Annotated in this window: 22 protein-coding genes; 16 read left to right on the top strand and 6 right to left on the bottom strand. The window is 55.2% G+C overall.

The window, feature by feature from the left end; translation table 11 throughout:
- Positions 1–24: 24 nt before the first annotated feature.
- The gene (gene gcvA / locus EV681_RS14900) at positions 25–924 is read right to left on the bottom strand and encodes a transcriptional regulator GcvA (protein ID WP_165393064.1); all 900 of its coding nucleotides are present in this window, start codon (positions 922–924) and stop codon (positions 25–27) included.
- Positions 925–1,144: 220 nt separating this feature from the next.
- Between gcvA and EV681_RS14895 the strand changes: the two genes are divergently transcribed.
- The 4 genes from EV681_RS14895 to leuB are packed head-to-tail and all read left to right on the top strand — an operon-like array spanning position 1,145 to position 5,314.
- On the top strand, positions 1,145–2,119 hold the full coding sequence (locus EV681_RS14895) for a Bug family tripartite tricarboxylate transporter substrate binding protein (protein WP_130304415.1): 975 nt from the start codon (positions 1,145–1,147) through the stop codon (positions 2,117–2,119).
- Positions 2,120–2,161: 42 nt separating this feature from the next.
- Positions 2,162–3,595, top strand: a complete 1,434-nt coding sequence (gene leuC / locus EV681_RS14890) for a 3-isopropylmalate dehydratase large subunit (RefSeq protein WP_130304414.1) — start codon at positions 2,162–2,164, stop codon at positions 3,593–3,595.
- A 2-nt stretch (positions 3,596–3,597) separates the two neighbouring features.
- Positions 3,598–4,191 carry a 3-isopropylmalate dehydratase small subunit gene (gene leuD / locus EV681_RS14885; protein WP_130304413.1) on the top strand — a complete coding sequence of 198 codons (594 nt, stop codon included), beginning with the start codon at positions 3,598–3,600 and terminating at the stop codon, positions 4,189–4,191.
- 49 nt (positions 4,192–4,240) lie between these two features.
- Entirely contained in the window at positions 4,241–5,314 is a 1,074-nt protein-coding gene (gene leuB, locus EV681_RS14880) for a 3-isopropylmalate dehydrogenase (protein WP_130304412.1), read from the top strand.
- A gap of 204 nt (positions 5,315–5,518) precedes the next feature.
- Here the strand turns inward: leuB and EV681_RS14875 are convergent, their stop codons facing one another.
- Positions 5,519–6,532, bottom strand: coding sequence for a LacI family DNA-binding transcriptional regulator (locus EV681_RS14875; protein WP_130304411.1), 1,014 nt, complete (start codon positions 6,530–6,532; stop codon positions 5,519–5,521).
- A 174-nt stretch (positions 6,533–6,706) separates the two neighbouring features.
- Between EV681_RS14875 and dgoD the strand changes: the two genes are divergently transcribed.
- The 5 genes from dgoD (at position 6,707) to EV681_RS14850 (ending at position 12,975) form a co-directional block, all read left to right on the top strand.
- Positions 6,707–7,870: a galactonate dehydratase gene (gene dgoD, locus EV681_RS14870; protein ID WP_130304410.1), complete on the top strand. Its 1,164-nt coding sequence runs from the start codon at positions 6,707–6,709 to the stop codon at positions 7,868–7,870.
- A gap of 134 nt (positions 7,871–8,004) precedes the next feature.
- Positions 8,005–9,711: an ABC transporter permease gene (locus EV681_RS14865; protein WP_130304409.1), complete on the top strand. Its 1,707-nt coding sequence runs from the start codon at positions 8,005–8,007 to the stop codon at positions 9,709–9,711.
- A 16-nt stretch (positions 9,712–9,727) separates the two neighbouring features.
- The gene (locus tag EV681_RS14860) at positions 9,728–10,747 is read left to right on the top strand and encodes an ABC transporter substrate-binding protein (protein ID WP_130304408.1); all 1,020 of its coding nucleotides are present in this window, start codon (positions 9,728–9,730) and stop codon (positions 10,745–10,747) included.
- A gap of 8 nt (positions 10,748–10,755) precedes the next feature.
- A complete protein-coding gene (locus EV681_RS14855) occupies positions 10,756–11,856 on the top strand; it encodes an ABC transporter ATP-binding protein (protein ID WP_130304407.1) in 1,101 nt (366 codons plus the stop codon).
- A gap of 9 nt (positions 11,857–11,865) precedes the next feature.
- Complete coding sequence (locus tag EV681_RS14850) at positions 11,866–12,975, top strand: mandelate racemase/muconate lactonizing enzyme family protein (RefSeq protein WP_207227077.1); 1,110 nt, start codon at positions 11,866–11,868, stop codon at positions 12,973–12,975.
- A 185-nt stretch (positions 12,976–13,160) separates the two neighbouring features.
- Here the strand turns inward: EV681_RS14850 and EV681_RS14845 are convergent, their stop codons facing one another.
- Complete coding sequence (locus EV681_RS14845; RefSeq protein WP_128392724.1) at positions 13,161–14,177, bottom strand: hypothetical protein; 1,017 nt, start codon at positions 14,175–14,177, stop codon at positions 13,161–13,163.
- Between the two features lie 317 nt (positions 14,178–14,494).
- Between EV681_RS14845 and EV681_RS14840 the strand changes: the two genes are divergently transcribed.
- Entirely contained in the window at positions 14,495–15,421 is a 927-nt protein-coding gene (locus EV681_RS14840; protein ID WP_130304406.1) for a LysR family transcriptional regulator, read from the top strand.
- On the opposite strand, the gene EV681_RS14835 is transcribed toward EV681_RS14840, so the two are convergent.
- The gene (locus tag EV681_RS14835; protein ID WP_130304405.1) at positions 15,422–16,396 is read right to left on the bottom strand and encodes a Bug family tripartite tricarboxylate transporter substrate binding protein; all 975 of its coding nucleotides are present in this window, start codon (positions 16,394–16,396) and stop codon (positions 15,422–15,424) included.
- Positions 16,393–17,529, bottom strand: coding sequence for a 4-oxalomesaconate tautomerase (locus tag EV681_RS14830; protein ID WP_130304404.1), 1,137 nt, complete (start codon positions 17,527–17,529; stop codon positions 16,393–16,395). The genes EV681_RS14835 and EV681_RS14830 overlap by 4 nt, the downstream gene beginning before the upstream one ends.
- 126 nt (positions 17,530–17,655) lie before the next feature.
- On the opposite strand from EV681_RS14830, the gene EV681_RS14825 reads away from it, so the two are divergent.
- A complete protein-coding gene (locus EV681_RS14825) occupies positions 17,656–18,927 on the top strand; it encodes an amidase (protein WP_128392728.1) in 1,272 nt (423 codons plus the stop codon).
- Between the two features lie 241 nt (positions 18,928–19,168).
- Here EV681_RS14825 and EV681_RS14820 read toward each other — a convergent pair whose 3' ends face one another.
- Positions 19,169–20,113: a hypothetical protein gene (locus tag EV681_RS14820; protein ID WP_128392729.1), complete on the bottom strand. Its 945-nt coding sequence runs from the start codon at positions 20,111–20,113 to the stop codon at positions 19,169–19,171.
- Positions 20,114–20,363: 250 nt separating this feature from the next.
- On the opposite strand from EV681_RS14820, the gene EV681_RS14815 reads away from it, so the two are divergent.
- The 5 genes from EV681_RS14815 (at position 20,364) to EV681_RS14795 (ending at position 25,644) form a co-directional block, all read left to right on the top strand.
- Positions 20,364–21,629 (top strand): winged helix-turn-helix domain-containing protein, encoded by a 1,266-nt coding sequence (locus tag EV681_RS14815; protein WP_130304403.1) that lies wholly within the window; start codon positions 20,364–20,366, stop codon positions 21,627–21,629.
- Positions 21,630–22,081: 452 nt separating this feature from the next.
- Positions 22,082–23,044, top strand: coding sequence for a LysR family transcriptional regulator (locus EV681_RS14810; RefSeq protein ID WP_128392731.1), 963 nt, complete (start codon positions 22,082–22,084; stop codon positions 23,042–23,044).
- Between the two features lie 15 nt (positions 23,045–23,059).
- On the top strand, positions 23,060–24,067 hold the full coding sequence (locus EV681_RS14805; protein ID WP_130304402.1) for an ABC transporter substrate-binding protein: 1,008 nt from the start codon (positions 23,060–23,062) through the stop codon (positions 24,065–24,067).
- A gap of 35 nt (positions 24,068–24,102) precedes the next feature.
- Positions 24,103–24,867, top strand: a complete 765-nt coding sequence (locus tag EV681_RS14800; protein ID WP_128392733.1) for an ABC transporter permease — start codon at positions 24,103–24,105, stop codon at positions 24,865–24,867.
- Between the two features lie 12 nt (positions 24,868–24,879).
- Positions 24,880–25,644 carry an ABC transporter ATP-binding protein gene (locus EV681_RS14795; RefSeq protein ID WP_128392734.1) on the top strand — a complete coding sequence of 255 codons (765 nt, stop codon included), beginning with the start codon at positions 24,880–24,882 and terminating at the stop codon, positions 25,642–25,644.
- Positions 25,645–25,667 lie beyond the last annotated feature (23 nt).

The raw sequence follows: 25,667 nt of genomic DNA, 5'->3' as shown, positions 1-25,667 counted from the left end.
AGCGGGTCTGAGAGACCCTGTACGTCATACTCGCCGCATGGCGGCGGCCTCTTCTCGTATCCAGGACTGGAACAGCCGGACTGCCTCCGGAACAGGACGATCCGACGCATGGGCCATGAAATAAGCGCCGTCTGTCCGCACCCGCAAGGCGAACGGCGCGACCAGCAGACCCGCAGCCAGATCCTGTTCGACAAACGCCTCCAGACCGATCGTTACGCCCAGGCCATTCGCTGCCGCCTGGTATGCCAGCGCGGCATTCTCAAATTTCAGGCCCTGGTTGCCATCAATATGCGTCAGACCAGCCGCCTGCAGCCAGGCGGGCCAGTCGTTGGGACGATTAAGCGAGCATAACAGCACATGGTTCGCCAGATCGGCGAGCAGGCGCAAAGAGGGGTGGCCCTGAAGCAGAGTGGGTGCACACACCGGCACCAGGACTTCGCCAAACAGCTCCTCCTCATCCAGCGCGTCCGACGTGTGCGGCCTGGCCTGAATGCTTATGTCGATGTCTTCCCGATTGAAGTCTGCGTGCTGGTGCGAGGTGGTTATTTGCACGTCCAATTCGGGATGGCGGGCATGAAAGTGTGCCAGCCGGGGCACCAGCCATTTGATGGCGAAAGTGGGTGGCAGCTTGATACGCAGCCGCCTTGCATCGGTGCGCCGCTGCAACTGCCGAGTGCCTTGTTCGATTTGCGCGAGTGAATCGCCAACGATGCGCCGAAAGGTGATGCCGTCGGCTGTCAGCGCAATACCATGGCGCTGACGCACGAATAATTGCAAACCCAACCACTCCTCCAGCAGTTGGACATGCCGGCTGACCGCCCCCTGGCTAATACACAGCTCATGCGCCGCCTGCGTGAGGCTGTCGCAGCGGGCTGCTACGTCAAAAACGCGCAAGGCATTCAAGGGAGGCAGTCGTCTAAGCATGGTCGGCGCCAGGTAAGCCGGGCAATGGAATAAATGGATCGGCCAGTTTAGCACGGTCATTTTAGCCATCTAATAATTAGATGCCAACCATGTCTAAATTGTGATTGAGCTCTGGCGAGTGCATCGCCATAATGGCTAAGAAAATTCAATCTGCTATTAAAAATCATGGGCTACCCAGATTGACGCGGCATTCTAAAACAAGCCCCAGGAGGAGACTAACATGAAAAAAATGCATAGCTTGCTGGCTGCGGCGGTGGCCATTTCCTGTATGGCGGCAGCAGCGCCCGCTGTCGCACAAAGCTATCCCGAACGACCCGTGACGCTGATCGTGCCGTGGCCGGCAGGCGGCGGCGTCGACACCATGGGCAGAGTAAGCGCCGAAATACTACGCAAGAGTCTGGGCCAATCTGTCGTGGTAGAAAACAAAGGCGGTGCGGGCGGCAACATTGGCACCGCCATCGCAGCGCACGCCCGCCCCGACGGTTACACCTTGTTGATGGCCTCCACCACGCCCAATGCCGTTAATGAGCACTTGTATTCCAGACCAGGCTATGATGCGCAGGCCGATTTTGCGCCAATTGCGCTGGTCGGCGCCACGCCCAACATTCTGGTTGTTCCTGCCAATTCGCCCTTTAAAAGCGTATACGAATTGATAGCCTACGCCACAGCCAACCCGGGCAAGCTGACTTTCGGTTCGGGCGGCATCGGTTCCACGCAACATCTGGCCGGTGTCCGTTTCATGCAGGCAGCCAAGATAGATATGCTGCATGTACCATACAAGGGCACCGCGCCGGCCGAAGCCGATCTAATGGCTGGCCATGTATCGGTCATGCTCGATACCGCCCCCAGTATTCAGCTGATCGCCGCCGGCAAGCTGCGCGCCCTGGCGGTTGCTGCAGCCAAGCGCACACCAGTGCTGCCCGATGTGCCGACGCTGGACGAACTGGGGGTGCCCGAGGTTTATATCACCACCTGGTACGGCGTGATGGCGCCCACCGGAACCCCGGCCGAGATTATTCAACGACTTAACAAAGACATCGTACAAGCCCTGGCCACGCCGGAACTACGCAAGAAAATGGCGGAAATGGGCGCCGATACCGTACCGGGCTCTCCCCAAGACTTCGGCCATTTCATTTCCTCCGAAAGTGAACGCTACAAGCACATCGTCAAGGCCTCCGGTGCCAGGCTCGACTGATACGCGCACCGACCCTCCTGTTTACACAAGGTTTTTCCAGCAATGACATCACGAGAAGCATCAGCCGCAGCGCGAACACTGTTTGACAAGATATGGGAGCGTCATCGCATTATGACGCGCGAGGATGGCCAAAGCCTGCTCTTCATTGACCGGCATCTGGTCCAGGATGGCTCGGCTCCAGCCTTTGAAATGCTGCGCCAGCGCGGCCTGACAGTGCGTCGACCCGATCTGGCAGCGGCCACGGCTGATCATTACGTTCCGACAATTAGCCGCCAGTTGGACGACATTGACGATCCCGAGAAACGCGCCATGGCTCTGGCATTGCAACACGATGCCGGCACGGCAGGCATACGCTTCTTCGGTCTGGACGACCCGCGGCAGGGAATTATTCATGTCATGGCACCCGAACAGGGTCTGTCCCTGCCCGGTATGTTGATCGTCTGCGGAGATAGCCATACCTCGACCCACGGCGCACTGGGCGCCCTGGCTTTCGGCATCGGCGCTTCCGAGGTTGCGCACGTGCTGGCCACGCAAACATTATGGCAGCGCCGCCCCAAAACATTGCGGATTCAAATCGATGGCAGCCCGGGCCCGGGCGTCGGCCCCAAGGACATTATCCTGGCAGTGATCGCACGTATCGGTGCCGCCGGCGCCACAGGCCACGTCATCGAATACGCGGGTGAGACGATTCGCGCCATGTCGGTCGAAGGTCGCATGACCATCTGCAATATGAGCATTGAGGCCGGCGCACGGGCTGGCATGATTGCACCGGACGACACCACCTTCGAATGGCTGGCCGGCCGGCCTTTTGCGCAGAACGAACAAGCCTGGGATGAACGCTTGGCGCAGTGGCGCAGTCTGTGCTCCGATGAAGACGCGCATTTCGATCAGGAGGTGCATATTGATGCCAGCACCATCGAACCCATGGTCACCTGGGGCAACAGCCCCCAGGATGCAGCGCCGATCTCTGCTCTGGTGCCCGACCCGGCAAAACTGGCTCAGGCAGAACAGCGCGAAAGCATGGCCGCAACCCTGCACTATATGGGCCTGACACCCAGCATGGCGCTCACGGATATCAGCGTAAACCACGTCTTTATCGGTTCCTGTACAAACGGCAGAATCGAGGACCTGCGCAGCGCCGCACAAGTTATACAAGGCCGGCGCGTGGCCCAGGGCGTGCAGGCCTGGGTGGTGCCTGGTTCAGGCCTGGTGCGCAAGCAGGCCGAACAGGAAGGCCTGCATCGGATATTCATTGAAGCAGGCTTCCAGTGGCGGCACGCCGGTTGTTCAATGTGCCTTGCCACCAATGGCGATGTTGTCCCGCCGGGCCAGCGCTGCGCCTCGACGTCCAACCGCAATTTCGTGGGACGACAGGGGCCGGGCTCGCGCACACACTTGATGAGTCCGGCCATGGCGGCAGCCGCCGCAGTGACTGGGCACCTGTGCGATGTTCGCCAACTGCGACAGGAGCGTTGATCATGCAAGCATTTACGACCCTTAACGCCGTGGCGTTGCCCTTGGCGCGAGCCAATGTCGATACCGATCAGATCGTACCCGCCCGCTATCTGCAAAAACCCCGCTCGGACGATTTCGGCCACTATCTGTTTCGCGACCTGCGCAACCGACCCGCCCGCGATGAGGCCAGCCGCTTCGTGCTGGATCTGCCGGCCTACCACAAGGCGCAGATTATGGTGGCACGCGATAACTTCGGTTGCGGCTCCTCGCGCGAGCATGCGGTGTGGGCCCTGTACGACTATGGTTTCCGTGTGGGCATCGCCCCCAGTTTCGGAGACATCTTCTACGGCAATGCACTGAAAAACGGCTTTTTGCCGATCGTACTGCGCAAAGAGGATGTCGATCATCTGCTGGCTGTGTGCGAGGCCGAACCCGGCCTCAGGCTGCAGGTTGACCTGCAGGCGCAGCATGTCAGGGCGCCAGATGGTTCGTGCTACACGTTCGATATCGACGGATTCGCCAGGCATTGCCTGCTGCAAGGTTTGGACGAGATCGACTACACATTGGCGAGCGCCGACCGCATCGCCGAGTTTGAACACCGGCACCGGACCTGGTAACCCCTTTTTGCGGAGCCCTTTCCGCGGACTTTTGAACAACGGAGAAAAAATGAAGATCGCAGTATTGGCCGGGGACGGCATCGGACCAGAGGTCACCGCCCAGGCCGTCAAGGTGCTGGAGACCGTGCTGGCGGGCCGCGCCGAGCTGGAATTGACGTACGCACCCATCGGCGGGGCAGCCGTTTCTCAGGCCGGCGATCCGTTGCCGGATGACACGCTCAAGATCGCCCAGCATGCCGACGCCATTTTGTTCGGCGCTGCCGGCATGCCCGGCGACGAGAGCCTGCCCTACGCGCAGCGGCCAGGCGCCAGCCTGTTGCGTTTGCGTCAGGCCTTGGGACTGTTTGCCAATTACCGGCCCGCCGTGCTCTTTCCGGCGCTGGCGCAGGCTTCCACGCTCAAGCCGGAGGTAATAGACGGCCTGGACATGATGATTCTGCGTGAGTTATCTAGCGACGTTTATTTTGGCGAACCACGCGGGGAACGCTTGCTGCCCTCTGGAGAACGTGAAGGCTACAACACCATGCGATACTCGGAATCCGAAATCGAGCGTATAGCCCATACCGCTTTTCGCACCGCCCGCCAGCGTCGCAAGCAGGTCTGCTCCGTTGACAAGGCCAATGTTCTGGAAAGCATGCTGCTTTGGCGCGAAGTGGTTACGCGCGTGGGCACCGAATATCCCGATGTTACGCTAAGCCACCTGTTCGTCGATGCCGCCGCAATGGCCATGCTGCGCCGGCCACTGGATTTTGATGTGGTGGTGACCGGCAATCTGTTCGGCGACATCCTGTCCGATATGGCTGCGATGATGACAGGCTCGATAGGTATGCTGCCTTCGGCATCGTTGAACCAGGAAGGCAAGGGGCTGTACGAGCCCGTGCATGGCAGCGCACCCGACATCGCCGGGCGCGATCTGGCCAACCCGATTGCTTCGATTCTGTCGGTGGCGATGATGCTGCGTTATTCGTTCGGCATGACCGACCAGGCGGACCTCATAGAACACGCAGTATCGGCCGTGCTGGAGCAAGGCGTGCGCACGCCGGACATCGCGATCCCGGGCCAGACCAGCGTGGGAACGCGTGCCATGGGCGAAGCGATTGTTCAGGCGATTGCAAACCCTTAAGCCTTAATCGTACGCGGAATAGGAATAATCATGAGAAATTATCCCCTACAGAGAACATAGCCGGAGAATGGACGTAAACGAGCAGCACGTGCTGCTCGCTTCTCTTGCTGGCGTCGGGGCCATGAGCCATTGACTAGCCAAGGCGCTTTCGCATTTCCGGGCAGCCGTTAACCTCGAAACATGCAGCGCTTATTCTACAAATCCCTACGCCGTCCGCCTTCTCACAATCTCATACCCCACATCAATTCTCTGCGGTACATGCCTGGCCACGCCATCCCGATTCAATATCAACTGGGCAGCAAACTCCCCTATTTGAAATCCGGGTACGCGAACCGTAGTCAGATCCAAGCCATATTCATCGGAAAATTCAAAGTCCCCGAACCCGGCCACAGCGATATCTCCCGGTACCGATAAACCCATTCGCTGCGCCTGGCTTAGCGCACCAAGGGCAAGGGTATCCGAAGCACAAAATACTGCATCGGTATCCGGCCATTTGGCTACCAATGCTTCAAACTCCTGGGCGCCCCGTTTTGAGTTATTGGGGCCTTGTTTGTTATCGCTAATCCGCCGAATCTGGCCATTTCCATATTGCCGGCAAGCGGCCTCATACCCATAAAGCCGCTGCAAGGAGCGATTGCTCGTTAACGGGTTGCCGATAAAACCAACGCGCTGATACGACAGTTCGTAGAGATATTTCACCATCGCAAACCCCGCATCATGATTGGAAAACCCCACGGCGTGGTGCGCACTGGTTTCCGGCAACTCCCACACCTCAACTACGGGAATCCCGCAATGGTCCAGCAGGGCTTTAGTTTCCCGCGTGTGCGTGGCACTGGTCAGCACCAGGCCAGCCGGCCTGCGGCGCAGCATGGTAGCGATGAAATCTTCTTCCTTGTCACTGGAATAATCGGTGCAGGCAAACAATAACTGATGCTGCGCCAGCCGCAGTCGCGTAGAAAGGCCGTCGATCGTGGACGTAAACGCGGAGCCGGTCAAGGTCGGGATAAGGGCGCCTACGGTGCGATTTTGCTGGGACGATAAATCACCGGCGCCTTCGTTCGGAACATAACCCAGGTCTTTAATTGCCGATTGCACTCTTGCGCGGGTTTCACTGGCCACTTTATCGGGGGTTCGAATTACCCGCGATACGGTAATCATCGAAACGTTTGCTCGCTCAGCTACGTCGGCCATCGTCACCCAACGTTTGTACTCTTTCATGCGAAACCCCGAATTTTAAAAATGTCCATCTTACCTGCACTGCTGGCTGTCTTCACTGATATTAAAGTGGTACTATACACTTGTATATGTATTGACAATGGTTTTTTCGTCTGTTAATGTTAACGCTAACATTCTAATAGATTTCTGCAAAAAGCAGGAGCAATCGGAGCAGACATGAAAATCACCAAGGTAGAGGCGATACACGCCGGGCAATTCCTTTTCGTCAGAATAGAGACTGACACTGGCATTCACGGCGTGGGAGAAGCGGGCGCCTGGGGACATATCGAAGCGTCCGCAACAGCAATTAAAAAGTTCGCTACCTATCTTGAAGGGAAAGACCCCTACCCTATCGAGCACCATTGGAACGTCATGCACCGCTATTCCTATTTCCAGGGGCACGCCATCAATAGCGCGATCGCAGCCATTGATATCGCCCTTTGGGACATAAAAGGCAAAGCGCTGAACGTGCCTGTGTATGAGCTGCTTGGCGGAGCCGTTCGCCACAGCACACGTGTCTATGGACACGTTTATGAGAAAAATATCGAAGGTGTCCTGCGTGAGCTGCGAACTCGCAAGGAGCAGGGTTTTACAGCGGTGGGCCATATCAATCCGTTTCTTGATGAAGGGGAAGATCAGGTTTACTTCAAACCTCACGTGGCGAAAATGCGTGACGCAATCGACAATGTCGCGCGCATGAGGGAAGTCGCAGGTAACGACATGGACCTGTGCATTGAAATACACAGGCGCCTCACACCCGCTGAGGCCATTGTGTTTGCCCAGGGCATCGAAGAATTCCACCCCATGTTTATCGAAGATCCGATGCGCTATGAAGATGCGGATTCCATGGCGCGAATCGCCGACAAAATCAACATCCCTATTGCTACTGGCGAGCGCTTCTCCAATATCTACGAGTTCAAGGCACTTCTGAACCGCAACGCGATGGAATATGCGAGGGTTGATCTGTGCTTATGCGGAGGAATAACGGGCGCACGCAAAGTTGCCGCCATCGCCGAAGCACATAATGTCATGATTGTGCCGCACAACCCGCTTTCGCCAATCGGTCTGGCGGCCTGCCTGCAACTGGACGCGGCAATCCCTAACTTTGCAATACAGGAATACTCCACCGGCTTTGAAGCGAATGTCATGGTATCTCAAACCAATCATTTGGGCTCTGACATTGTTGATGAGGTTCCTGTGCCGGTAAACGGGTTCGTCCAGATCCCTGATCGTGCTGGCATTGGCATTGATCTTGTTCCTGATCCAGTAAAGATAAGGCCTGCGCTAAGCAAGCCGGTACTCATGCGCATGCACAGAGACGGCTCACCCATCGACCAATAGCGATCCGTCGGCAGCATTTCGTTTCTCTAAAGCAATGGAAATATAAAACGACGAAAGTGGTACGCGAATGGCTTCATCCACGGGAATCCTGTCCGGTTTCAACCGAATCGGTCCGAGTGCAACAGGGGTATTCAATGCAAAACCAAAGCAGGCAATTGACCATCTACCGTATTACCTGGACGCTATTTTTGCTGTCGGTGCTGGGCTTTCTGATCATCTATCCGATCTTCATGCTGGGGGTAGGCGCAGTCTCAACCGGGGGGCCCACCTCAGCAACAAGCACAATCGGCTTCGACGCATTCCTGCGCGTCGTCCACGATCCAAACGTGCTGCGCGTCACATGGAATACATTGGTTGTCTGCACCGGCGGAACGATCATTGCCGTTGTGGTAGGCCTATTCTTCTCCTGGGTAACTGCGCGCACCAACACCCCATTTGCCAAAGCCATTGAAGCCACAAGCATTATGCCGTTGCTGATCCCTCCTCTGGTGGCGGGTGTCGCATGGTCTATTCTGGGCTCGCCTCAAACAGGACTGTTAAATGTGTTGCTCAGCAGCCTGGGCCTGTCATTCAAGGTCAATTTCTACACCCCCCTTGGCATCATTGTCATTTTTGGCATTTATTACGCGCCTTATGTCTATATGTTCACTGCATCAGCAATGAAAAATATGGATCCCTCATTGGAGGAAGCGGCCGCGATCTCCGGCGTGTCAACCTGGAAAACCATCTTCCAGATTACGCTACCCCTTATCATGCCGGCGATCATCGCGGGATCCATGCTGTCCTTTGTTGTTATGCTGGGAATATACGGGATCCCGGCCACGCTGGGTACGCCCGAACGCTATACGGTTCTGACAACCTATATCTATGAACTGCTATCGAGTGCGCCGGCCGACTTCAACCGAGCCGCAGCAACGTCATTAATCCTGATTTTTGTCACCGCGTTGGCTGTGATTGCCCAGCAGCGTGTGCTCAGAGGAAAATCCTATGTGACGGTTGCCGGCAAGGCCTTCAAGCCCAGGCGCATCGATCTGGGGCATTGGAAATACGTAACGCTCGGCATTTCTATTGTCTATCTTTTCGTCGCAGTGGTCCTGCCAATGGGGGCGCTCATTGTTGGATCGCTTAGAAAATTTCTGTACCTGCCCGATGCTGCCGCGCTTTTCGATCTATCGGCCTACTCGCTCGGACACTTCGAGAGATTATTCTCCAACAGCCTGACGATGCTCTCTCTTCTGAATACATTAAAGATAGGGTTTATTACTGCGATTGCCGGCGGGATCCTGTCTTTCATGCTCGCGTATACGATTTACCGGACCAAATTGCCATTTCGCCGCCTGATTGACATCATCTCGACACTGCCCATTGCAATTCCGGGACTGGTCATTGGGGTTGCCTACATTTGGGCGTGGATATCCCTGCCCGGCGGTATCTATGGATCTATCTGGATTCTGGCGCTTGCCTTCGTCGCGCGCTTTATTCCAGACACCGTCAAATCACTATCTACATCGCTACTGCAAATACATACGGAACTGGAGGAAGCATCGCTCATATGCGGTCGGGGCCGCCTGTACACCATTAGAAAAATTATTGTACCGCTCATCGCCCCCGGTCTTGTTTCCTCGATGAGCCTGCTCTTTATTCTGGCCATCAGAGAGCTTGGATCTTCATTGTTTTTGTATTCAAGCAAAAGTCTGCCGATGTCGGTGTTATTGGTCAATCTCTATGAAGGAGGAAATTTTGGCGTCACAGCTGCATTTAGCGTAGTTCAAACCGCGATACTTGTCATGGTCGTCCTTTTCACGACCTGGCTGGGAAGAATGATGAGCATCGCCAAATAAAAGTGAGGAGACACACATGAGGATACTGCAAAAGACAATGAATCGCAGGTTACTGCTGGCTTCATTAATCACGGTATTTTTCACGAGTACAGCATCAGCAAATACTGAAGCTGATTTGGTAAAAGCAGCAGAAAAAGAAGGAAAACTGGTCATTTACACCGCTAACCAACTGGAGTCCGAACAAGACCTGGTTGCGCAGTTCAACAAAAAATTCCCCAACATAAAAGTGGAAATTGTTCGGGCGCCTGGTAGTCGTCTGGCGACACGAATCCAGACGGAAGCGGCCGCCGGCAAACTGGCCGCGGACGTCATCGACATGTCCGACCGCGGCTTGGTGCAAAGCTTCACGCAGGTGTTTGCTAATTATGCACCGCCAAATGCAGATCAGTATCCGGAATCGCTAAAGGATATACCCAATGTATGGCCCAAGACGGTATGGGGTTTCGTTATCGCATACAACGCCGCTTCCGGTGTCGCGCCACCCACCAGTTGGGCTGACCTGACCGATAAGAAATACGCAGGCAAAGTGGGAACCGTGGTTGCCAACTCCGGCGGCTCTACCTGGACACGCGCACTTTTCGAACGGAAAGTCGTGGGCGACGATTACTGGGAAAAACTGGCAGCGAACAAACCCATGCTTTACCCCAGCGGGGCACCGGCGGCCAGCGGCATTGTGCGGGGTGAAGCGTTGCTGGGTGGAGTACAGTCGAACTCGGTCATTCCAATGGTGCGTGACGGCGCACCCATCAAAGTGGTTTACCCCACCGAGGGCGTGCCCGTGACGGCTTCGGTCGCTGGAGTGGTCAAAGATAGCAAGAATCCCAATGCAGCTCGGCTGTTCATGAACTGGGCATTGTCTGCAGAGGGCCAGAGCGCATGGGTCAAAAATGGCGGCGGTTTTTCTGTCATGAAGAATGCGCCCATGCCCGAAGGTGCAGATACTTCCACCAAAATCTGGATTCCCGATAGCAAGGAATTCACTTCACTGCGCAACGAATGGCTGGCGAAGTGGAACCAGGTTTTCGGTGTTCACTGAGGTGCAGCATGTCTTCTGAACTCGTCATCACGAACCTGATGAAAAGCTACGGCGCCGGCATGAAGCCGGCGGTCGATAACGTTTCATTTACGATCGAAGCAGGCAATATCCTGGCGTTGCTGGGGCCGTCCGGATGTGGAAAAACGACCACTTTACGCTCCGTTGCAGGCCTTGACCATCCCACCGGCGGGACCATCAGTATCGGCGGCCGCATTGTGGCTGACCCCGCAAACGGGATTTTCATAGCACCTCAGCATCGCAATCTTGGCATGGTTTTTCAGTCCTATGCGGTATGGCCACATATGTCGGTACGGCAAAACGTTGAGTATCCCTTGCGCAATAAGAAGCTGTCGCGCAAGGATATACGCTCGCAAGCACAGGAAGCGTTGGAGCTGGTCGGGCTGCAGGAATATGCAGACAGGCCGGTTGTCGCACTCAGTGGCGGTCAAATGCAACGGGTTGCGCTGGCGCGCAGCCTCTCCTATAAACCCACCCTGCTTCTTCTGGATGAACCCCTGTCAAACCTGGACGCGAAGTTGCGGATCAGGTTGCGCGACGATCTGCGCAAAATCGTCAAAGACGCCGGCGTAACGGCATTGTATGTAACACATGACCAAGCCGAAGCGGTTGTTATTGGCGACCGGATAGGCGTCATGAAGGACGGCCAAATGTTGCAGCACGACGTGCCCACGGAAGTCTATAACAATCCGAGAGACTTGTTCGTTGCGAACTTTACCGGTGCCGCGACGGTACTGAATGTGCATCTGCGTGACCTGCCCGGTGGATCTCGTGAAGTCTACATTGATGGGCATGCAGAACGACTCATGGTCCTGCCTGCAGACTTCCGAGTCCAGGCAGGCCAGGCGCAGATGGCGATACGGCCAGAGAATGTAAAAATGTACGACCACGCTTTGGCTCTTCGACCAGGCTTGCATGAAGCACGCGTTCTTCATCGCCAGTATCTCGGCACCCAGACGCTATATACCCTGTCTTTCTTTGGGCAAATCATGGACATCGTCGAACTTGGCACGGTGCCTCGCTTTGCGCAGGCCGAGAACGTGCAAATTGAGTTTCCAATTGAATGCCTGACCATCTTCACCAAACAATAAGGATGCAACGTGAAAATCACAGATATTGAAACAATCGCCCTTGAAATGCCATTGCCCAAAACCTTCAAGGGCAGCTATTACCACATGACTCACCGCTGTACGATTATTACCCGGATATATACCGATGAGGGCATTATTGGTGAATGCTATAACGGTGACGAATTCGAAACGCAGGCCGAGATCCTGAAAATCATTCACGAAGAAATCAAACCCAAAGTTATTGGACTGGACATTTTTTCAAGCGAACAAGTGTGGCAGGCAGCCCTGGCCCCCACCTACAATATCCTGCGCGACCGCAAGCTGGCGACCAATGCGCAGGCATGCATCGATAGCGCCGTTCTGGATGCCTGGGGCAAGGCGCTTAACCAACCTCTCTATAAGCTTTGGGGCGGCTACCGTGACAGTCTGCAGGTCATCGCTATTGCAGGGTACTACGAGGAAGGTAAGCAGCTGGCAGACTTCGGCACCGAAATGGAGGCATTAAGAAAAGACGGGCTAGCAGGGTGCAAATTTAAGGTCGGTGGCAGGAGCCCCGAAGAAGATGCCGCCCGGGTAAAAGCGGCGCGTGCGGCGGTAGGTGATGACTTTATCCTGTGTGTCGATGCAAATCAAGGATTCACCCAGCGGGACGCGATCAAGTTCGGGCTTGCAGTGCAAGATTGTAATATCCGTTGGTTCGAAGAGCCTTGCCGGTGGTATAACGATAGATCATCCATGGCGCTTGTTCGCCAGGTAACCGGTATTCCGGTCGCAGCTGGGCAAAGTGAATACCACCGTGGCGGTTGTCGCGATCTCATGATGGATCGATCGATAGACGTCTGCAACTTTGACGCCAGCTGGAGTGGCGGCCCCACGGAATGGCGCCGCGTTGCGGCCATGGCAATGTCTTTCGAAGTTGAAATGGCCCACCACGAGGAACCCCAAGTATCGGCGCACCTGTTGGCCTCGATCCCAAATGGCACATTCCTGGAAGTTTTCCACCCGGATCGTGACCCTCTATTTTATAGTCTCGTCGAAAATCGAAATCCGTTTATCAATGGCGTATACAAGGTTCCCGAAGGACCGGGATGGGGGTTAAAACTGGATGAGAAAGTCATTGCCAAGTTTCGGGTGAATTAAATTATTTAATGGTTTGACCGGTTGCAGTCGGCTACTCATTTGTCATATCGCAGTCGATCGCACGAACGACTGAAGATGACACAAGCATGCAAGACCGCAAGAATCAGTACTGAACCGTCTTTCCAAAAAAAAATCCGCGCCACATACAAAATGGCGCGGATTATTATCTTGCTCTATTGTCCAACTTACGACTTCGTTGCATCCTGGTCCAGCCGACGCCCAATGCGCATCACAGCTAGCATCATCATCAGGTTTACGAATACCACCAGGAACACCAGCACGCCGATCACAAACGGATTGGCCAGCACAGTCAGTGGCGTGACGCCTTTAATGAGTTTTTCCATTTCGTTGCCCAAGCGGTCATCGGCGTCCGAGGCATTGAGTTTTTCCGAGAATTGCGTTGAGAAAGACGAAATCAATGTGGTGCTAATCTGCACAGCAGGCAGCGCGAACAGGGAATCACGCGGCGTCTTGCCATCCAGATAGCCACTCACACTTTGGTCCAGACCTGCGATAAAGGCTTTGTGCAGGGCGAGCTTGTCTTCGTCGCTGTCCGCAGTGTACAGAACGGTATTCAGATTCTCCACGATTGTGCCGCGCACGGTCGACTTGCCGCAATGCGGGAGCACGTCCACTTCAGTCTGCGCCTCTTCATCCGCGGCTTCCGCTTGCGCGTCAACCGTCGCTGCGGCGTCGGCGGCAACAGCGGCGGCAGCAGCTTCAACGGCGGCAGCCGTTGCATCAGACTCGGGACCACAAAGGGTGGTGTACTTATCAACGGCCTCAAACTCGACCGGAGCCAGCGGCACCGTGCCGTTCTCTAGCGCGGCTGCTTCAATACGTGCGCGCTCTTCGGGCTTGCTATCGGCAAAGGCGTGGATCTGGCGGATGATGTTATCGTAATGCGCAGCGATGTCCTGCGTTTTCATTGCTTCGTGCAGTTTGATCGTGTCTTCGTCCTCGCCGGTCGTACTGGCCTGTGTGCTACGAACCGCATCCTCAAAAGCCTTTGCATCGGGCTTAAAGCCCGCAGCTTTCTGTACGCTGGTCTGGTCATTGTCGGCCAGATACAGCCGCCAGCCGTTAGGCACGCTCAGGACAACCCACCAGATGGCAAACGCCAGGAAGATCACCCCCAGCAAGACCAAGGCAAGCCGGCCAGCGGCCATTATTTTTTGTTCAAGATAGTCAAGTTTTTTCATGTTGTTGTTAATGTTGGCGTTGATGTTATTTTCAGCCCAATTTCAGCCGCGCGCTATTCTATCACTCTGCTGGAGCAGCGCCATGAACTTTGCGCTAAAGCCGTATTTTTAAGTTTGAACAACCTGCAGCGCAACCAGGTTCATCATCACCTATCAGTAAGAGTCTCGACAATTTCACAAAATTCCGCTAACTTACTGACCAATAATTACATTTATCAACGTAGTCTCCACCTGGCTGCCATTATTGCATCCCGAACACGCAGCTCACTTCCCAACCAGAACCCCCAACACTGAACTAAACGCTTTTGAGCAAACCCATGAAAACAAAAATACAGGCCACCATGCCACGCTTTGACTTGTTCACCTTGCAACTGGTACTGGCGGTTAAGGCTACGGGCAGCGTAGCCCGTGCCGCTGAAAGCATGCACCTGACGGCCTCCGCTGTTAGCAAACGAATATTGGAGCTGGAAGATCAACTGGGCACAGCAATACTGGAGCGTCATTCCCAGGGGGCAAGGCTAAACCAGGCAGGCGTTGCGCTTTCACGCCGGGCCCAGTTAATACTGAAAGAGTTTCACAACCTTCAGAATGATATGGCCGACTTTACGGACGGCACGGCCGGAAGCGTGCGCCTGGCTTCCAATACTTCCGGCCTGGCTTGCGGGCTTGCCGATCAGTTGGTGTATTTCAATCGTCAATATCCCGACATCAGGATATCGGTTCGCGAAGCCACAAGCATTGCCGTTGTGCAGGCGGTCGCCGAGGGCTGGGCAGATATTGGAATTGCCAGTGCGCAGACCGAACTGGGTGCGCTCACGGCGCGTCCATATCGGAGCACGCCTTTGGTATTGGCGGTTCCGAAGAACCACCCCTTGGCTGGGCAAGATGCCGTTCAATATGCCGATACGCTTGCTTATCCGCATATTGGCCGAGCAGCCGATAGCGCCCTTGGGCGCCTGGCAGGTGCGCCATCATCTGCGCTATCGGAAGACGTGGCGCTCGACTCGCTGGTTACCAGTTTTTCTGCCGTGTTCTCGCTGGTGCGCGCCGGTGCAGGCATTGCGGTGGTACCCCTGAGTCCGACGCAGCTAATTACTGCGCCGGATATCTCGCTGGTTTCGTTGAAAGACTCCTGGGCAAAATTCGATTTGTGCCTGGTCTGCGACCCGGGTGTCATCTTGTCGCCAGCCGCCTCCCGACTGCTGAGCTTGCTGGGCAGCCAGGATGCGGCAAAGACGGCATGATCAGCCCACGACAACGCCTGCATCGTGAATAACCTTGCTCCACTTCTTGCGGTCATTGGCAATCAAGTCTGAAAATGCGCTGGGTGAATCATATGCCGGTTCAAAACCGCTACCGACAAGCCAGGCATTTGACTCGGCATCTTTGAAAAACTCCCCCATGGCCAAATTCCAGCGGTCAATGGCTGCCGGTGGCGTGCCTGCGGGCGCGGCCACGCCCCACCATTCATCGGCGGAATAACCAGGTAATGCGTCTTCGGCAACCGTGGGCAGATCCGGCAATACGACCGAGCGCTGTTGACCGGTCGTGGCCAGGGCACGCAAAGCGCCTGATTTGATGGCAGGCAACGCGGCGCCAAGAATGGCGAACATCATCGAGATCTGCCCACCCTGCAGATCCACAAGCGCAGGGGAAGTGCCGCGATATGGGATATGTTGGATTTCCACTTCCGCCATTTTCTTGAACAGTTCCGCCGGTAAGTGGCCGGCGGCGCCGTTACCTGCGGTGCCGAAGGTCAAGGCACCTGGTTTGCTTTTGGCCAGGGCGACAAGTTCTTTTATTGATTTCACTTGCAATGACGGGTTGACCACGACGACAAACACGGTCGATGCGACACGGCTGATCGGGCTAAATTGCGTAGCCGGATCATAGGATAGCTTGCTGTAGAGCTCGGGATTAATGGAGCTGACTCCGGCCGTGGTCATCAGCAGCGTGTGGCCATCGGGTTTGGCTGACGCCACCTGGGCTGCGCCAATCCCGCCACCCGCACCGGGCCTGTTTTCCACAACGACGGGCACACCCCATTTTTCCGCGGCAAACCGGGCCAGGCGACGAGCCAGAGTATCGGTGCCGCCACCAGCCGGAAATGGCACAATAAGACTCACCGGACGCGTGGGATAGTTTGAGGCAAAAACAGTCGGGAAAGCGAATGTACCTGCGGCAATTGATCCACTAAGAAGGAATTGGCGGCGATTCATGATGTGACTAGCTCCTGAAAAATAGGTTCCAGCGCTTCGGATACGAGGCTATCCGGGACATAGACGGTCCCTGCGAACAATCGCCTGGCAGTACGCAGCAGACTGACCGCGCGTATGTCCGGATCGCCATCGGCGCCAGCACTATAGCACTGCACATCCACCTCGATACTTCCCTGTGGGTGTTCAATACAGACGGGGCCGGATGTGTGCCGGGCAACGCGTTGGGCGACAGAGCCGCCTAGAAACGCGGCCACCCCCAGGCAAACCGCACCGGTCACGGCAAAGCCGGAATGGCATGTATAGGGCATGAAATAGCGGGCGGCCAGTGTCGCGTCGTTGCCGGCAGGCGCCGCCACCAGCGTCAGCTTGGGCATTTCAGAGCGCGATACGTCGCCCAGGCCCATGGCGCGGCCGGCAATACAGCGCAAATTTTCCACCTTCGCCAGCAAATCGGCGTCGGCATTAATTACCTCGGCAGGCTCATGCCCCGTCAGCCCGAATGCGTCGGCTGCGACAATGGCCATGGGTACCGCGGCATCCACGCAGCTCACCTCGATGCCGTCCATGATATCGACAACGTTTCCGGTTGGCAGCAATTTGCCGGTCTTGGCGCCCGCCATGTCTTCAAAGCGCAACCAGACTGGCGCAGCCTGGCCCGGCACGCCGTCGATCCGCGCATCACCCTGGTACAGAGTACGCCCATTATCGGTCTGTACCGTAGCGACGATGCGCTTGGCGGTGTTGACATTGAATATCCGGACCGTGGTTGCCTGACCTTCAGCTTTCACCAAACCCTGGTCAATGGCGTAGGGACCGACGGCCGCCAGCATATTGCCACAGTTGACGTTGTAATCAATCGTATTTTTGTGAACGCAGACTTGAGCGAACAGGTAATCCACATCAGCATCGGCGCGTTTGGACGGAGAGATAATCGCAATTTTGTTCACCAGCGGGTCCGGCCCGCCAATGCCGTCGATACGCCTGGGCTCAAGCGCGCCCAAAACCCGCAGCAAGATGCGATCGCGCTGCTCGCCCGGCGGGGGCAGATCGGATGCCAGAAAGAACGGGCCCTTGGATGTACCTCCACGCATGACAACGCAGGGCAAACCAAGCTGATCAGAAAATGTGTGCATTGAGTATGCCTCCTATGTAATGCATTCTCGCCCAACTTGCGCTGCCGTGACAAACAATCATTCGGAACGACGGCACTTCCAAAAAGTCACGCCGCGCCCTGCCCGTTTTGCCGCATACTCCAGAGAATGAATGCGACCAATTCCTACGAAGATCTGCGTGATCCCGACATACATAGCCAATTGCTGGACCATATCGGCCGGCACGAACCTACCGTGCAAGCCTGGGCCTGGTTTGAGCGGGACGCTCTGGCCCGTACGCTAAAGGAGCTGAAAGCGCGGGCTCAGGAAGGGTCGCTTTCAGGACTGGCGGTGGGAATCAAGGACATTATCGATGTTGCCGGCATGCCTACCGGCAACGGCGTGACGCAAAATGCGCCATTACCATGCGCAGACGCCGATGCCGATTGCGTAGCGCTTTTACGGGAGGCCGGCGCGATACCTGTGGGTAAAACGGTCACCGCCGAAATGGCATACGCTCACCCCGGACCTACGAGCAACCCGTGGAATCCGGCGCATACGCCTGGCGGATCGTCCAGCGGATCGGCTGCAGCCGTGGCATGCAGGATGGTAGAGGCTGCACTTGGCACCCAGACTGGAGGCTCGATCATCCGCCCTGCCGCGTACTGTGGGACAGTCGGGTTCAAACCCACGTATGGCCTTGTGCCCATGAAAGGCGTGACGGGCGTGAGCCAGCGCCTGGACACGCTGGGCTGGTTTACGACAAATGTGAAACTGGCCGATCGTATTGCCCAGGTCCTGCTGCCACACCAGCCAGCGCCGTCGCCCATCATGATCGACGGTTTGCGGGTGGCTCGCGTAGATGCATTACACGCCGGCCCCAATGCCGAGACAGTAAGCGAAATGGACATGGCATGTACCCGCCTGACAGAAAACAGCGCCAACCTGTCTTTGCTGAGCATCGAAGACGAATGGAACACGCTGACCACTGCGCATAAAATAATCATGTTCTATGAAATGGCGCGCAGCATACAGACAACACATGCGGCGAACTGGAGCCGCTTCAGTACAACACTGCGTGCAACTTGCGAACAGGGCGCTGGTATTTCAACGGCTGACTATCACCTTGCACTCAGCACAGCAAGGTCTTCTGAGGCGCGCTTGCTGCATGCGCTACAGGACACAGATGTGATATTGACGCCCAGCGCAAAAGGTGCTGCACCCCGTGGATTGAAAAGCACAGGCGAATCCACCTTCAATCGAATCTGGACGCTGCTTGGCTGGCCTGCCATACATTTGCCAACCGCCCAGTCACCCGAGGGGCTGCCACTGGGCGTACAACTTATCGGAAAGCCTGGAGCCGACAGGCAGTTGTTATTGAACGCTGATCAAATACACCAATGCATTGATCGTCGAACTGTACAAATCCATGTGATATGAAAGCGCCAGGACATGGTGCACTCATTTATCAGTTTGGCGGTAGCTGTGATGAGCCACTGGTATGTCGAAAAGAGGCACCATTTTAACCACACTCAAAAAACAGGTCGATTCTTTACGGTTTTTTCGACATATCATTGATGACTATACAAGCTCTGCGCTGATCAGTGTTAAACCGTCTTTCCAAAAAAATCCGCGCCACCTACAAAATGGCGCGGATTATTATTCTGCTATCAAGCCTGATTTAAGACTTCGTGCCGTCTTCATGATCCAGCCGACGCCCAATGCGCATCACAGCCAGCATCATCATCAGGTTTACGAATACCACCAGGAACACCAGCACGCCGATCACAAACGGATTGGCCAGCACAGTTAGCGGCGTGACACCTTTAGCAAGTTTGTCCATTTCGCGGCCTATGCTCTCATCGGAGCGAGACTCGCGGAGTTTTTCAGAGAACTGCGTTGTATACGATGAAATCAAAGTAGAGTTAATCTGCATGGCAGGCAGGGCAAAAAGAGAGTCGCGTGGTGTCTTGCCATCCAGATAGCCACTGATACTTTGGTCCAGACCAGCGATGAAGCTTTTGTGCAAGGCGAGCTTTTCGTCGTCATTGTGGGCCCAGTACAGGACAGAGTTGAGGTTTTCCACGATTGCTCCGCGCACCGTGTGTTTGTTGCAATGTGGAAGTTCTTCCTCGCTGGTCGCTGCTGCATCAACTTCTACTGCTTCGGCTCCGGCGTCGCAAAGGGTGTCGTACTTGTCAATAGCTTCGAACCGATCCGGGGCCAGTGGAAGAGTCCCTTTCTCTATCGCCGCGGCTTCAATCTGTGCGCGCTCTGCCGGCTTGCTATCTACAAAGGCGCGGATCTGACGGATGATGCTATCGTAATGCGCGGCAATTTCCGGTGTCTTCATGGCCTCGCGCAGCTTGCGGGCGTCTTCGTCCTCGCCGCTGGCTCTCGCTTGCGAACTGCGAACGGCCTCCTCAAAAGCCTTCGCATCGGGCTTGTAGCCTGCTAACTTTTGTACGCGGCTCTCGGTATTGTCGGCCAGATAAAGCCGCCAGCCGTTGGGCACGCTCAGAACAACCCACCAGATGGCAAACACTAAGAAGATCACTCCCAGCAAGACCAGCGCAAGCCTGCCGGCGAGCATAATTTTTTGTTCAAGATAGTCAAGTTTTTTCATGTTTTGTTGAGATTAGTGTTGATGTTAATTTCAGCCGGATCAAATCGGCGCGCTATTCTATCACTCTGCCGAGGCCCGACAATTAACTTCGCTCAAAAGCGCTGTTTCTGGACACGAGCGCACCGACTATTTTCGTCTACCTCTACGCATCAGTAAGGTGCTCTTTTATTCCATATCTATAATGGAAAAAACCCGCCGCTCGTCTACGCACGTCCTGCGTCCTCCAGCCAAGCAATAAGGCGTTGTATTAATGTCAACATTAACGAATTCGGAAATCTCCCCTGCCCAGGCTCGTCGTATCGCGCTGACGGCGCAGGGATTCAATGGCCTGAGCCGTGATGGCAACATCAGCACCGCGCACCTGCGCAGGTCCATCGGACAGCTGGGCGTGCTCCAGATCGACAGTGTGAACGTCCTTGTGCGTGCCCATTACCTGCCGCTCTTCTCCCGTCTGGGTTCCTACGATCGCACGCTTTTAGACACCGATACAATCGCCAAGTCCAAGCGCTTCTTTGAATATTGGGGACATGCGGCCTCGCTGTTGCCGATGGACTGCCAGCCTTTATTGCGCTGGCGCATGGATCGCGCGCTTCGTGGCGAGGGCGTCTGGACGCAGCTACAACCCTTCGCCAAAGCAAGACGAGCCGAAGCGGATGCCATCCTGCGTCGCATCGGCGCCGAAGGCCCCCTGGCAGCCTCCGATCTGTCGCCCGCCGCCGACAAACCTGCCAAGGGAGCGGCCAAGGAGATGTGGGCGTGGAGCGAAGTAAAGCACGCCATCGAATGGCTGTTCTGGTCGGGCCAGATTGCCTCGACGCATCGCCGCGGCAGTTTCGAGCGCGTCTATGACCTGCCTGAACGCGTCTTGCCTCGCACCGTACTCGAACACCCTACGCCAAATGCCGTGGATGCACAGCGCGCCCTGCTCGCCAGGTCCGCCAAGGCCCTGGGCATTGCCACCGAGGAAGACCTGCGCGATTATTACCGGATTCCCGCTGCGGACGTGCGGCGGCCGCTGGAGCAACTGGTCGAGCAAGGGACCCTCATCCCCGTGCGCGTGCGCGGCTGGCGACAACAAGCCTATCTGCACAAGGACGCGCGCGCCGGCCGCAAGATCGAAGGCGCCGCGCTGCTCTCGCCCTTTGATCCGCTTATCTGGCATCGCGCCCGTACAGAGAGGCTGTTCGACTTTTACTATCGACTGGAAATCTACACGCCCGCGCACAAACGCGAGCACGGCTATTACGTGCTGCCCTTCCTGCTGGATGGCGCGATCGTGGCGCGGGTGGATCTGAAGGCGGAGCGCCAGTCTGCCACACTGATCGTCCAGCGCGCGCATGTCGAGCCCAATGCTCCGCCGCACACGATAGAACGGCTGATCGAAGAACTCAGGCTTTTGGCATCATGGCTCGGCTTGTCGTCCCTGGCCGTTACGCCGGTTGCTGCAATTGACCCGCTGCTTGCTGCTTTTCGCGACGACACGCTGCCAGCGTCTGCCGGGGTGTCATCCGTTTAGCCTCGACCCTACTGTTCTCATCAGCTGTCATTATTTTTGCGCTAATTCGAATCACCCGGCTTCGGCTCAATCTCTGATGAATAAGCCTGGAGAACGCTGGGTTCTTTGAGTCGCAACCCATACCCTCCCTCGTTCATCAATCGTGCTGCACTACTGCAACGATAGCGTTCACATCACATAACTCGCTTCGTCCAGGGAGTTGTGTGGCCAGGTCAGCGCAACTGCGTGGGCAGCAATGTCAACACAAACGCAATACCCTGCCTTTTCCAGTTAAACCGTCACCCCGCGTTGATCGCGCCGCGCTTGGCTCAATGTCATGCTGACAAACCGGTTTGAACGCCTCATCATTAGCACAAATGTGACTTACTATAATTTTCACTTATGGTATGAGCTATATCCTAGGATAAATTTGCTTTGTACCGTATATTGCTAATAAAAAAATGGAGGCAGACATGACCAAGGCCACTTCCTTGGATATTAAGGCATTAAGGATTTTTGAGGTACTGGCAACGCATGGAAATTTTTCTCATGCCGCCAAAGAGCTTGGTATCAGTCAATCAGCGGTATCTCAGGTGGTCTCCAATATTGAGGAGATCCTCAAGACACAAGTGATCGATCGCAAGCGACGCCCGTTCAAACTGACGCCCGCTGGCATTTCCCTCAGTCGCAAGGCCAAGCAGATTGTGGAAGAAATGGATCGGCTGATTGCACAAACACGCGAAGCGGCTTTATTCAACCAGGTGGAGATCCGGTTGGGCATGATCGATTCCTTCTCTGCAACGGTGGGCCCATACGTTCTGAAATCGATGGTGACCAATACCAGCCGCATCCTGGCGTGGTCAGGGCTTTCCCACACCCATTCAAATGGTCTGTTGAACCGCCAACTGGACCTGATTGTGTCGTCTGACCCTGTCGAGGATATGGACGATCTGGTCAGAACCAAGCTTTATCAGGAGCCGTTCCTGATAGTTGTATCGAAAGAAAAGGAAGCCCTGCTCGCAAAACGGGATCTGAATGCGTGCGCACAGGCCATGCCTTTTATTCGCTTTGCGTCACGCTCTCATTACGGCGGACAGATCGAGCGTTATTTGCGTCGATGCAATGTCAGCATTCCCCATTATCTGGAAATTGATTCGGCTGATGTAGTCATGGCGATGGTGGCTTCAGGGCTCGGATGGACAATCACCTCGCCGTTATGTGTCGCCCAGGGGCTGTCGTTCTGGGACAAAGTTGCCGTTCTGCCACTGCCCGGCCCCGCATTGCAGAGAACAGTTTATTTGATCTCCCGAAGAGGAGAAAACGAAGATGCCGCTGAAAAAATCTATCGAAGCAGTCGTCAGGCACTGGAGCAGCATGTTCTGCCCCAATTGCAGACAAAGATTCCATGGTTAAAAAGTACTCAAAATCTATATTGACTAAAGGAGGTCAAAGTGACATCAACTAATCGTCGCGTTTTTCTGAAAAATACCCTCGCCGGTGCTGGCGCTATTGGCCTGGCGGGAACAGGGCTTTTTGCCTCTGCAAAAGAGCTGCAAAAAATGGCATATGGGGGCTCTCCATGGCTTTCGCACTATCCCACGTATCTGGCAATCGAAAATGGCCTGCTCAAGAAAGAAGGCATTGATTTGCGCTGGGAATCGTTTGTAACCGGCTCTGCACGACTCAGCGCAATGATGGCCGGAGACGTCGATTTGGCTGGATTTGGCTCCATTTCAACGATGGCGCTGATGGCGCGCGGTGTGAAGCAATTCTATGTGGTCGGTGTACCGGAAAACTTCGGAAAGGTTGAGGGGCTGTTCGTCAAGGAAGGGATCAACAGCATCGCAGACCTAAAAGGCAAAACGATTGGCACGGCCTTTGCATCCAGCACACATCTTTTGGTGCTGGACTTGATTGCATCCAGCGGCTTGACGCCAGACAAGGATATTAACGTTATCAATATCTCCGGACCCGAGATCATTGCCGCGATGAAGTCCGGTCAGATCGATGCCTGCGCCGCATGGACCCCGCAATTTAACATTCTGTCCTCAATGCCAGGCGTCAAACTGCTGGCCGATGACACAAGTTTCAGTCTGTACAAGGAGTTCGGAACAACGCCGGGCCCCGATCTGTTGGTTGTAAAGAAATCCTATGCCGAGTCAAACCCGGAGGCGGTCAAAAGCTTTATCAAAGCCTATTTCCAATCATGCGAGGTTCTGAAAAACACGCCCGAAAAGGCGGTTCCGATTCTCAAAAAACTGACCAATCTGAGCGATGCAGAGCAGTTGCAAACGATTAAGGGGGCCGAATGGTACACCCTCGAGCAACAAAAGGACTTGATGGCTAAAGACGGGAAATTCGTCACAGGCCTTCAAAAGCTGGCCGAAATGCTGGTTACCTACAAGCAACTGGACAGCGCGCCCAAAGTGAGCGACTGGATCAACCCGAATTTCATTTGAGATCCGTTTTTTCAAAATAACAGGAGTATCCAAGTATGTCTTACGTTTCCAAAAAACGGGAACTCGTCCTGATCAGTTGCATATCGGTCGTCGTTTTCGTTTCAGTTTGGGAAATGGTGTGTCGCTTCGGGCTGGTCGATCCCATCTTTCTTCCTTCCCCGACCGAAGTGGTCTTGCGCGGCATTCGAACCCTGAACGATGGCGTGCTGATATCACATGTGCTGGCATCCACGCGCAGGGTGATGATCGGATTTACGCTTGCAGTAGCGATATCCATCCCGTTGGGGCTGGTGCTGGGCACCTCCCGCCGTTTTTGCGCAGTATTTGATCCGATCATTTCGCTGATACGGCCCTTGCCTTCCATGAGCTGGATTCCGCTATCACTGCTTTGGTTCGGCATTACAGAGACCCAGAAGTACAGCATTGTTTTCATGGGAACCATCGCGCCAGCATTGCTTTACGTGATCGAAGCCACTCGCAATGTTGACCAGGTGCTGGTGCTTGCGGCCCGAAACCTGGGAGCAAGCCGGTTCCAGGTCATGCGGGAAGTCATTTTGCCGGCCAGTCTTGCACAGATCATCAGCGGTTTCAAGATCATCCTGGGTTTGTCCTGGACCTGCGTTATCTCAGCAGAACTTGTTTCAGCCAAAGAGGGACTCGGCTTCATGATCATGAACGGCAAGGAGTTTTTCCAGACTGACACGGTTGTCTTGGGTATGGTCATGATCAGTATCACAGTATTGATTATTGACGTGATTCTGCGCCGTATTGAAAACCGGGTTTTGCGCTGGCAGCGCTAGAGGGAGACTGACATGATAAATATTGAGAATGTGAGCAAGAGTTACGGAACATTGAATGTTCTGGATAAAGTAAATATTGAGGTCAAGAAAGGCGAATTCGTGGTCCTGCTGGGCGCATCCGGTTGCGGCAAGTCCACGTTGATCAACCTGATCGCAGGTTTTGTGCGTCCGTCCACGGGACGGATTGTCGTCAACGGTCACGAGGTCAACGACGTTGATCCTCAGTGTGGCATGGTCTTCCAGCAATATGCACTGTTCCCATGGATGACCGTGTTGGAAAACGTGGCATTCGGGTTAAAGCTCAGGGGCGTTGCCAAGAAAGAGCGGCACGAAGTTGCGCAGAAGTATATCGATATGGTTGGACTGCAATCATTCGAAGACGCCTTTCCCAAAGCCTTGTCCGGAGGCATGCGCCAGCGGGTATCGATTGCACGGGTGCTTGCCAACAACCCAGATGTGATTCTGCTTGATGAACCGTTTGCCGCCCTGGACGCCATGACACGACAAGTGTTGCAAGAGCAACTGATCAGAATTTATGAGCAGAGCGGCAAGACAATTGTGTTCATTACCCATTCGATTGATGAGGCCCTGCTACTGTCGACCCGCGTTATTGTGCTGGGCTCCAAGCCTGGCAAGGTGGTACAGGACATCCCCAATGACCTGCCTCACCCCCGTAATGCGAGTGTTCAACTGTCACCACGGTTCAACGAACTCAAAGCGCAGATCTGGGACACGGTCCAACACGAAGTCCAAAAAAGCCTGGAAGCTCGTGCATAGTTTTCTATAAAAACATCAAGGTT

Source organism: Advenella incenata (genome assembly GCF_004217095.1).
In the GTDB taxonomy this organism is placed as follows: Bacteria; Pseudomonadota; Gammaproteobacteria; order Burkholderiales; family Burkholderiaceae_B; genus Advenella; species Advenella incenata.
The sequence above is the reverse complement of the archived record's forward strand: the minus strand, read 5'-3'. Positions and strand labels throughout refer to the sequence as shown.